At 51.3% G+C, this 9,654-nt stretch carries 9 protein-coding genes; 5 read left to right on the forward strand and 4 right to left on the reverse strand.

The window, feature by feature from the left end; genetic code table 11:
• Window positions 1-5: 5 nt before the first annotated feature.
• Window positions 6-374 carry a PH domain-containing protein gene (locus AC1D2P_RS05090; protein ID WP_477757972.1) on the forward strand — a complete coding sequence of 123 codons (369 nt, stop codon included), beginning with the start codon at window positions 6-8 and terminating at the stop codon, window positions 372-374.
• 160 nt (window positions 375-534) lie between these two features.
• Here AC1D2P_RS05090 and AC1D2P_RS05095 read toward each other — a convergent pair whose 3' ends face one another.
• Window positions 535-843 carry a DUF3077 domain-containing protein gene (locus AC1D2P_RS05095; RefSeq protein ID WP_477757973.1) on the reverse strand — a complete coding sequence of 103 codons (309 nt, stop codon included), beginning with the start codon at window positions 841-843 and terminating at the stop codon, window positions 535-537.
• 671 nt (window positions 844-1,514) lie between these two features.
• Here AC1D2P_RS05095 and AC1D2P_RS05100 point away from each other — a divergent pair.
• Genes AC1D2P_RS05100 through AC1D2P_RS05110 form a run of 3 tightly spaced genes read left to right on the forward strand, consistent with a single transcriptional unit; the run spans window position 1,515 to window position 3,194 of the window.
• The gene (locus tag AC1D2P_RS05100; protein ID WP_477757974.1) at window positions 1,515-2,060 is read left to right on the forward strand and encodes a PAAR domain-containing protein; all 546 of its coding nucleotides are present in this window, start codon (window positions 1,515-1,517) and stop codon (window positions 2,058-2,060) included.
• Between the two features lie 10 nt (window positions 2,061-2,070).
• Window positions 2,071-2,853, forward strand: coding sequence for a hypothetical protein (locus tag AC1D2P_RS05105; RefSeq protein ID WP_477757975.1), 783 nt, complete (start codon window positions 2,071-2,073; stop codon window positions 2,851-2,853).
• Window positions 2,838-3,194, forward strand: coding sequence for a DUF7079 family protein (locus AC1D2P_RS05110; RefSeq protein ID WP_477811332.1), 357 nt, complete (start codon window positions 2,838-2,840; stop codon window positions 3,192-3,194). The genes AC1D2P_RS05105 and AC1D2P_RS05110 overlap by 16 nt, the downstream gene beginning before the upstream one ends.
• 79 nt (window positions 3,195-3,273) lie before the next feature.
• Here AC1D2P_RS05110 and AC1D2P_RS05115 read toward each other — a convergent pair whose 3' ends face one another.
• From AC1D2P_RS05115 to AC1D2P_RS05125, 3 genes are all read right to left on the reverse strand, one after another.
• Window positions 3,274-3,774, reverse strand: coding sequence for a DUF3916 domain-containing protein (locus AC1D2P_RS05115; protein ID WP_477757976.1), 501 nt, complete (start codon window positions 3,772-3,774; stop codon window positions 3,274-3,276).
• 132 nt (window positions 3,775-3,906) lie between these two features.
• A complete protein-coding gene (locus AC1D2P_RS05120) occupies window positions 3,907-4,236 on the reverse strand; it encodes a hypothetical protein (RefSeq protein WP_223523228.1) in 330 nt (109 codons plus the stop codon).
• A 255-nt stretch (window positions 4,237-4,491) separates the two neighbouring features.
• The gene (locus tag AC1D2P_RS05125) at window positions 4,492-5,208 is read right to left on the reverse strand and encodes a hypothetical protein (RefSeq protein ID WP_477757977.1); all 717 of its coding nucleotides are present in this window, start codon (window positions 5,206-5,208) and stop codon (window positions 4,492-4,494) included.
• Window positions 5,209-6,313: 1,105 nt separating this feature from the next.
• Between AC1D2P_RS05125 and AC1D2P_RS05130 the strand changes: the two genes are divergently transcribed.
• A complete protein-coding gene (locus AC1D2P_RS05130) occupies window positions 6,314-9,262 on the forward strand; it encodes a KAP family NTPase (protein ID WP_477811333.1) in 2,949 nt (982 codons plus the stop codon).
• Window positions 9,263-9,654 lie beyond the last annotated feature (392 nt).

Genomic DNA, 9,654 nt, shown 5'->3' on the forward strand with positions numbered 1-9,654 from the left:
GACAGATGATTGATTTCAACAACAAAGGCTTCTTCAAACTCAAGCAAAACGAAGAATACGCCGAACGCGTCAGCGCACTGCTGCTGGAAGGGGAACAGGTCATCGACGCCTACAAATCCATGCGCGACGGCGTGGTGTTCACCAACAAACGCATCATCGCCGTCAACGTACAAGGCATCACCGGCAGCAAAAAAGACTTCACCTCGCTGCCCTACAAAAACATCGTCGCGTACTCGGTGGAAACGTCCGGCACCTTCGACCTGGATTCGGAGCTGGAGATCTATTTCTCGTCACTGGGGAAAGTGAAGTTCGAATTCACCGGCAAGACGTCGATGGTGGAAATCTCGAAACTGATCTCCCAGCACCTGCTCTGACCCGAACACTAAAAAGCCCCGAAAAACTCGGGGCTAACAACGGCCTCCAACTAGCCGCAATCCCTGTGGGAGCGGGCTTGCCCGCGATAGCGCTAGTTCAGCCAACATCAATGCTGAACCTACCGCCGCAATCACAAGCAGCCCCCCCATTTTTCAACCACTACCCTTCAGAAGTCGCCGCCCGCTCAGCCGCCGCCGCAGAACCCCGACCCCGYCCAAGCACCTTCACCGCATCATCAACCACCGCCTTACTCATCGCCGTCAAATAATGCGCAGCCCAGGCGTGGCGATCTGTGTCTGTGGCGTAAGCGGCATCTTCATTCAGCTTCTTGGCGAGAAACAGAAAGTCAGAAGCCATGGCCAATGCATCGCCGAGGGGAACGCCGCGAGTGACGTGGAAGAGTGGTTGGTCTGCGCAGTAAATGGCAGGGGTTAGGCCGATGGTTTTCAGCTCTGATTGATCGGTCATTGGCCACCTCCGATCACGGAGAGGGGGTGGGAGAGGGTGGACGGTGGGGCGTTACGCAACTGAGAGTCGCGTTGAGGGAAAAGCCAGATTTTGTACGTATCCATACAGCGCATTGTGAAGCTCCTTAATTTTTAAGAGCCGCCACAATTCGTTACCAAGCGAATGGGTGGCAGCTGTGCGCAGGTTGGTAAACCGGGAAATCAAGGAAACCGGCACGTCCGAAGACGTCCCACGCACAGCCGCCATAACGCAGATCGCAGGCGAAAAAAAAGCGCCTGCGAACGCATGGCACTGTTGCGCAGTGATTTACCTCGGGTTACCAAGCCCGGCCGCTGAATTGGCAGCGACGGTGGGAGGGTATCGTGGGGACGTCTTTCCTGCAACCAGCAAGAGTTGCGATTCCAAGACCCAATTGCCATGAGTTAGTAGCTTTCAAATGGAGAAAAGGTGACAGATCTATTTTCATCCACTCTGGGCCGAAAGCGGCTTTCGGCTTCTTCAGTTAAAGCGGCTTTTTCTGCATCTTGGTTCGATTTCTAGAGGCTAGCGCCGATCAGTTTTAGTGGATGCTGATCGCTGAATAGGAGTATGCATATTGCCCGACGATAATTAATCGGCGCGCTGATCTGGTAGGTTATGACGCTCGAAAGGATTTTTGACAGGAGGTCAAAGTGGCTAAGCCAGCAGCGCGTAAAAGCGATTTATACCGTTGTCCTTTGCCGGGGCACGGTACCAACCCTATCGCATCAGGATCTCCCGACGTATTCTTCGACGGCCTTCCCGCAGCGCGTCAGAGCGATACCTGCACTTGCGGTAGCGCGCTCTCTTCAGGGCTGTCTACGACCGTGTTCATTAACGGCAAGAATGCGGCGACAATTGATATCGTAGGCACCCACGGCGGCATCGTGATTGGTGGTTCGGGCACGGTGATAATTGGCGATACCCATACCCCCTGCGAGTTTGTTCCTCCTACGCCGTTAACTGGTTTCGCGAGCTGGATTGGCTTCAGAATTCCTGCTGACGAAAGCTATGAGGGCTTGTCGTGCACCGCGCATTTTGAGGATGGGTCATCTCTGCCAGGTGTATTCAATAAAGACAACGCCGTTAAATTTTCGAATCCGTCCGGCAAGACCTGCGTGATGCTCAAATTTGACGATGAGGCTCCCGCCGGTACTTCGTCTCTTACAGAGAGCTTTTTGAACAGGATACTAGGATAAGGAACGTCCTATGACAGAGCCATACCTCGTCACCGGCAGCTATGTCGTTCAGCGTGAGCACGCCTTGCAAGATTCTCCGCTTGATAGAGCGCTAGAACTGATGGAGGGCACTGCACTTAGGTTCTCTCTGGACGCGATCTCTGACGAAAAGGTCCGGGCGAACTACCTGAAAAACATAAAACGTATGTCACAGCAGACGTTGGCAGATGTGAAAGCTGGGAAGATCACCGCGCGAGAGGGCGTGCAGTTCAGCCATGAAATGCGAAACAAGATCTTGATGGAGCACCGCAAGGTTACCTCTGCGCAGGGCTTGGCTTTCGTGCAAAAAAAGAAGGCCGATGGCAGAACGCTTCAAACGCTCTTTGATCGTTACTCCAAGGAGCTGTTCAAAAAGAGTTACGACAGCCTTTCACCGACGGAGCAGAGCAAGGTTCATTACACAATTTTGGAAGCAGCAGGGCGGGACAATTCCAAGTTCACAAATGGCACAAAAAAAATGCAGCTAATGGGCAAACTTGGCATTTTGATTACTGCTGCTGTCGCGACTTATCAAATTCTGAATGCTGAAAACAAACAAAAGGAAACGGCGCGTCAAGGGCTCATCGTGGGCGGCGGCGCGGCGGGCGGTATTCTGGCAGGGCTTGGAGTCAGCGCGCTCTGTGGGCCCGGCGCTCCGATCTGTGCATTTGCCGTTGTGTTTCTGGGAACTGTTGTTGGGGGCGTCGCAGGCGGAACGGTAGCTGACTCGCTCGATGAGGAATTAGAGGAGTTCTCACATTGGGATATTCTTTGAGTMAATCTGAGTTGACAAAAATTAGGGTCGCGCTCTCGGATCCGTTCAATGATTTCCCGGTTAATTACGATTACATAGCGAGTCAGGTGAGAGGAGTTGATCCTCAAACCCTCTACGAGATCCTTTACTCCGAAGTCGCGCCTGTGTGCTTTACCAATATTGCGGCGGCCCTCCCAACGGTATGGACAGGCTTCGATCCTGACTCCCTCAACGCTATGATTGAAGAAAGGCGTGTCGCCAGGAAAAATAGTTGGTTTCGTAGGCAGTACGACAAACTCCTTGTTCGTTGGTTGGAATATAACTACGGGTACATCTGGAAGGAGATTGTTAGCAGGCTGTGAGTTGACAGCGAAGTTTGATTTGCTTTTAAGTTTAGCGTCATCAGTCCCAGCGGGGGCTGCTCGCGAATGCCGCTAGGCCTCAAGCCGGTTCCCCGATGCACCACCACTGTACTGCGACTTCATCGTCAGGCTGAGTTACGTCATGTCCGTGCTCGATGAAGTGCGCTGGTGTGTGCAACGCAAGAGCATGGCTGATCTGCTCTGGCATGAGCGCGTTAGTTTCACCGAGGAAACCCAAATAATAGTCCCGGTCATAGAAGACGGTGACCTCGCTCTGATGAACCCATGGCCACACCAGCAGGCTAGCGACCCGGTAGTAACCTTGTGAGTGGTCAGCAGCGTCGGACAGGTGGCTAGCGGCTTCGAGCAGTTGCTGAAGGCAGAAGGCTTGAACTTCGATACTGGCTTGAGGACCTTCGACCAGAGCCGCATGCACCGGGATCTTCCAGTGTGTGTAGCGCTCCATCTTCACGGATCGCGGGTGAAACTCGTCGCGAAAACTGGAGGCCCAGCGCTCCAGAGCGCGAAGGCGGCGGGGAATGCCTCTGAGTGGCTTGTTACTGAGGGCTATTTGCCGCATTGATACGTCCTTGTGGTGCCGAAAAAATCTTTGGTTGTTGTCAGTTGGGGTAATGGGTTAGTGGCAGGTCCATTCTCACTTCAACCATACCCCGGCCAGTATCAGTAGGTGTGAAGGGGCTCCACCCAATCATTACTGAATATCTTTCAGATAGTCCTTGAGCGCGATTAGCGGCGCCTCAAGCTGATCCATCGTCTGCGCTGTGCGGAAATCAGCTGACAACCTGTGCAGCTCCCGTCCCAGTGGCGTATGAATACCGCCTAAAGCGTCCATCGCCAAACTGACACAGTGCTCCACCCGAAACTGAATCCCCTCAACATCCCCCCGCCGAACCAACAACCCAAAAACCTCGCGCTCATAATCACTCATGATTGGATCATCCCGAAGAATCGGACTCGAATCCTCCGTCTCATAAGCAAGCTTGAGGCAGAACAGGGCGACGGTTTCCAGCTGCAGTTCCATGGGGTGAATCCTTGAGAAGGGTCGTACAGGCCAAGAATACGAAGATCAAAAGCTCGCAGCCTTCGGCAGCTGCTACACGACAGCGGTGGACGAGGTCACTTTTCTACAGACGAAAAAAAAGGCCTTGCTAAGCAAGACCTTTCTTAATTTTGGTGCCCGAGGGAGACTCGAGCGCTCTATATAATCCGTGGCTTGCGGCCGGATTTTACAGTTAGGGATACAGAGAGGGATACACGGTGATCTCTACTGCACCTGTTAGGCGTCTATTTTAATACCAGCCGATTCTGAATTGGCACCGCTAAAATCTCGATCTGCAACTGAATGAGCAATGCCCTCGATCTCGGCAAACCAAATCTTGCCAAATTTTGACCACTCGAACGAGTAAGAGTGCTTCAACGTCAGGCAGACCTCTTTCCCTCCAATAGGAACGCTAATAGTCCCGCCTGGGAAGGTAAAACCATGTGAAATGTCATACGCCCAGTACTTTCCGTTTTTCACCTTTGGCTCAGTGATAGACGGCATGTCATTCATCACAAGCGCTACGCCCCGATTTGCGACACCGGCGTCGATGTAATGCTCAAGAATTTCCAGATCCTCATACACGTCCTTCTGAAAAATATCTTGAGCCCCACGAGGGCCTCCAGAGGAACTGATGTTGCGATAGCATTTCATCTCGATAGCGATCTTGATGCTGCCTTTCGCTGAGACTCCAGTGACCAAAATGTCGATGTTGCTGGAGCCACCAGGTAGCCGGACTCCGGTTTCCAGCTCAATGTCTGCTGTCTCATCCGGGTTGTGCAGGATCAGTGGGAGCAGTTGCTTCAATAAATACGCGTATTGAAGCTGCATCGATGCTTCTTTGTTGATAGGAATGAGCTCGCCACCCACCTTCCTGGCAAAGACCTTCCAAGCGACCGATATTGCATGGCGCAGACGTACCTCAAACGAATCTTCGACTATGAACGAAGGCAATTGGACTCTCTCCATTAGATGGCGGTCGGCCATTGTAGTTGAGCTGCCGCCAGTCAATCAGCATTACTGGATCGTCGAGCTATTGAAGGTCGAGCAGGCCATTTCGGTTTCCAAGGTTCCAGCCAGAAAGGCGCTGGGGACCCTGACGATATTCACATGACACGGGGTCGGAAACCCGCGACATCTTGCTAGTGACAGACTTCCCACCTTACTGAAATTTCAACGTTGAAATTGAAAGGATCCTGACGAAAAAAGGCATCGTTACAGTGATGGTAAAGATGCCCTTTTGTGTTGCTGATAACGCACGCATGGCGTTCGTCAACCAGGTCAACTCCGTCAACCTGTCAACCAACTTCAAAAATCCAGCCGCTAACACGAACGCGCGGGTTCTTTGCCCCGTACCCATTCGAAATGCCTAGGGTCCCCGGCGAGCTACCAAGGGATAGGGCAAATGCACAGGTGAACAGCAGTTCACCGGGTTCACCTGTTCACTAAGCTGTGCACTTTTCCGCTAACACGATCACGCGGGTTTCCGACCCCGTGTCTACAGAACATTCCCAGGGGCCCTGGCAAATTCGACACCCCAGTCGTTGCATACCACCTTTGGATAGACGGCACCTACCAAGCGACCCGGCATTCGGCGACCCAGCGTTCGAATTCTGCATCAGTCGATACCAGCCAGTATCCCACTCGCTGGCGGCATTATCATCAACGGGGTGTGGGGGCTCGAAAAGACGTGTTACAAGTGTTACGCGTGTTGCACGTAGAGTTAACTTGTTGAATTTATAGCGTTTTAATTATGTTACACACCGCAAATCTTTCACGGGCGGTGGGTGTTACAAGCCGAATAGGTGTTACAGCAGCGCTCACAAGTTTGGGTGAACCGTAGGCCGGAATCGGTCAAAAGGAACCAGTAGGATGTGCCTAGGAGCCTAAAGGAGACTCAAAAATAGGTAGTTGGTAATGCTTAATAAATATTTGCCCCGGGAGTTGTGTCAACTGAACGCTCGACGTACAAGGTGTAATTTGCCGGCGCTTACATTCGACCACGAAGCTTGATGGCTGAGACGTACGGTAATAAACCGCAGCACCATAGGAGAAATAAGTGGCGACTACCAAATCAGCCATGAAAATGCCGGAGTTACTGGTTTTTGCCAAGCCATTAGCTGTAGGGTTTATCGCCGCAGAGGTTTGGCGTGCCGCGCATTACCTTGGCAGAAACTTCGCTCCGATCGTGGGGGACTTTGAGTTATGGATGCAGATAAGTGGAATTCTAGCCGCGTTGCTTCTTTGCCTGACGTACGCCTACAAACGGGAAGCACATGTTGCAGCTTTTCGAATGGTTCGGAGCTTTCGGATCGATCTACTGTTGGCACTTGGCATTGGCATCTGGACAAATGAGCTGACGTCACCATGGCTATCCAAGGTCCACACTGCTTTAGAAGTTGCGGATCCTTATTGGACGCCAGCAGTTCTGATCCTCCTTTGCGCAATGCTGATGTCGCCGCTATTTCAGCAGTACTGGCCCAGAGCTAGAAGACCGATTCAACAGCTTTTTTTTATCGCGGACGAGGAAATCAGAGACAAAAAAGAAGACGTCCTCGCGAGTGAAATGCAGGCCAAATCTTTCGCGGAGACCGTACTCGCATGCGGCGCCCATCCAGGTCTTGTTTTTGGAGTCGATGGCCCCTGGGGAGTCGGAAAGACAAGCTTCATTAATCTCGCAGCGCGTCATTGGGCAAGCGCAGAAGAAAGGGCTATTGTGTGTCGCTTCGAACCCCTTCGATACGCGTCAGAGCCCGACCTTGCTGACCGCTTGATCAGAGACCTTTCCGCCGCTATTCAGCGTGAAGTTTTCGCTCCAGAGTTTCGACCTGCGGCATCCCGGTATTCTCGATTGATAAAGGGAAGAGCTGATGTTTCTTTTCTCGGCTTTAAATTGTCGGTGGAGCCGTCTCAGGAAACCGTGGATGAACTGCTGGATGATATTGATGAGGTCCTCCGGCGTATTGGCCGCCGGGTAATCATTGTCATCGATGACCTCGATCGTCTGGACGCAAAAACCACAAACTCCGTTCTATTCGCTACTCGGCGAACGTTCAAGCTTTCCCGAGCCACGTATGTGCTTTGCTACGACACGGAAATTCTCGCTAAAAACCAAGATGAGGGATCGAGAGCACGGGAGTTTCTTGAAAAATTTGTCACAGTAAAATTGAGTTTATTCGTCGATAGCTCAGGTATCAGAGATTTCCTACGGAGGGATTGGCAACGCGTAGAAAACCAGCAGGGCTCAATTCCTTCCGACACGATGATGAAACTTGGTTCGGTGCTCAGCGAGTTGGCGGATATTCTCGACGGCACTCTTGCGGCCAGCTACCTACCGTTTGTGGGCGATCTGCGCAAAGTGAAGCGGTTCGTTAACGCCATGCTGTTAATGCAACTCGAACGCAGTAATTTAGGTCGAACCGACTTCAATAAAAGGGACCTTATCAACCTGATCCTTTTACATTTAAATTATCCCGGGCTGTTCAGACTAATTTATGCGCAAGAAACTGAAGGTCGTTCTGGATCCTTTTCACTTTGTCGTATCCCCGGACAACCCGACTTCACTAACTCTGACGGGTTTTCAGAGCTGATAACGGGGCAACCAGAGCCAGCAAAATTTTTATTGAAACAGCTTTTCGATGTAGCCACGCTAAACTTCCCTGCTCGACGTGACGTGGAAGAGTCGGTCTTGGCAGCGCGTGCTTGTTTCAACGAAGAGTCTTTCAGAAACCTTGAAAACTATTTAAAGCTTATTGTTCGATTTGCTACGCCCGAACCACAACAGACATTTATTCTCTACCAAAATKCAGTGGGGCAGGTCAGCGAAGGGGTATCCGTTGTTTCAATTCTTGAGTCCGAGGACTTCCAGTTAGAGCAAGGTCAATACGCACATGACCAATTCTGGAGGGTCCTCGTGAACCAATCATATGCCCTAACTAAAGCAGTTGCGGATGAGGCTATCAGCACTCTCGTTGACTACCTACCCAAGTATTCCTCTGTGGCAAACAATGATAGAGGACTGCGGCAGAGATCGATCTACTCACTGTTGCGGCTACTAGATCGTGCTGGATGGGGAAGAACAGCCGGTCAACAGCATCTGAACACTGCCGAAAATATCGTAGAGATAGCATGGCGAATTTTTGGAGAGCGCGCTTACGAAGGTGAGGGATTACTCGAGCGACTTATTGGCAACGACCGTGGGGTTTTAGGCTGGAACGATTTGATGCTATTTAGGCTTCAGTGTTCTGCTGACCGAAACGGGCAGTTGAATAATCTTCAATCGGCGCTCCTCGTGCATGAAGACTTAAAGACCACGACCAATGGCTTGGTAAGTAAGCTCGCGCTGTCGGCAATGAGGAGGCTATCGCAGACGATTGCTGAATTATTTCGGCATGCCTATGTTGACGCAGGAAGAAATTTTTTTAAGGAAGTCGACGATGCGCCTGATGAAGAGTTTCTAGGCGAGGCTTCGCTCTTAATCAGCGAGAGTGCTGTTGGAGATGAGAATTCGATTGCACGTCGTATTTCGTCCGTCCGCTCTGACCTGAAGTCATTTGTAATCTATCAGCTAAGTAATACTAATCCTCCAGATGGATCAGGCGTGGGTTGCGGGTACTACGACCTTCGTGRCCATAAAGATGGTGGTGGTATTGCACTGCTGATGGGAGAATATGTATTTGGGTTTTGCTTTAATCCAGATGTTGACGAAGACAATATTTTCCATTTTACCGATTACTGTTTGGCTAATCTTAGCAATGCTTTCTTCACTAGCTTAGATGAAAGGGGTTATGTTCCGTCTAAGGAGGGTCTCACAGGAGGTTTCGATCCGACAGAGATGGGGCGCTACTGGGCTAAGCACCGCGAGTTTATTCGCGAAAAGCTGGTGCACGTCGAGGAGCGATATGTGTTTACATCTAACTACACAGCATCGTACAGCGAACATCTTGACGGTGTTTTTTCTGTTTTAGATGAGCTGGCAGTCGAAGCAATTGGAGCGGCTGCGATGTGAGTCCAGTAATTCCGGCTTGATACTACGGATTGAGTGGCGGAAATAATATAACCCTTCACTCCCTAGGCTTGCCTTCTGGATCAATCTGGCCCTAGGTTTACTCCTCCATGGCCGATTGATTCATCTGCCGCATAGCGTTCCCAAGACAGCTGTCGACGGATCCACCTGGCCGCTTTAGGTCAGACGGAGGCCCTAACGTTAACGGCCTGGCCGATTGTTGCTTGGGAGCGATTCTCAACGAGATGGTTATGTTCCGTCTCGATAGTAGGTGCCCCACCGCTAGAGAGCGGCATCGAAAAGACGTTCTGAGGGATGAAAATGACAATCGAATTAAAGGACTTGATGGAGGACACTAGACTCGGTCGGTTGTTTTCCACGCCCGGGCGTGCGTG

This window comes from Pseudomonas sp. P1_F1_2 (assembly GCF_056405815.1).